Annotated in this window: 1 protein-coding gene; it reads right to left on the bottom strand. The window is 69.6% G+C overall.

What is annotated here, in order from left to right; all coding sequences use genetic code 11:
• The coding region (locus tag J5M67_RS27565) for an acyl-CoA dehydrogenase family protein (protein WP_207888560.1) at positions 1–566 on the bottom strand (566 nt) is incomplete at both ends.

Below are 566 nucleotides of genomic sequence, written 5' to 3'. Positions count from 1 at the left end.
GTACGCGCTCGACGCGACGCCGATGCCGAAGAGCCCCGTGCCCATGCGCGCCTGGTTCATCAGCGGCACGAGCTGCAGCAGCCCGACGTTCCTGCGGTTGCCGAGCAGATGCGCGCGCGTCGTGCCGCTGCGGCCGAACACGAGGTGCGCGTTCGCGCAGCCGTTCAGCCCCATCTTGCGCGGCAACGCGACGCATTCGACGTGGTTCGATTCGAGCTTGCCCGTCGCGTCGTCGCGCCAGAAGCGCGGCACGATCAGGCACGACAGCGAGAACGAATCGGGCGCCGTCGAGCCGATGCGGCCGAGCACGAAGTACAGCGTGTTCTCGGTCAGGTCGTGCATGCCGGCCGAGATGTAGACCTTCTCGCCCGTCACCGCGTAGACGCCGTCGCCAAGCGGCGTCGCGACCGTGCGCACGGCCGTCATGTCCGAGCCCGCCTGCGGCTCGGTCGCGCAGAAGCACGCATCCCAGTCGTAGCGCAGCAGGGGCCCGCGCAGCGCCTTTTGCTCCGGCGTGCCGTGCAGCGTCAACAGCTTGCAGGCCGGATGCGTGAAGCCGCCGTAGG

Source organism: Pseudomonas sp. 30_B (genome assembly GCF_017491605.1).
GTDB lineage: Bacteria > Pseudomonadota > Gammaproteobacteria > Pseudomonadales > Pseudomonadaceae > Pseudomonas.
Note: the sequence above shows the minus strand (reverse complement) of the source record. Positions and strands in the feature narration are given on the sequence as shown.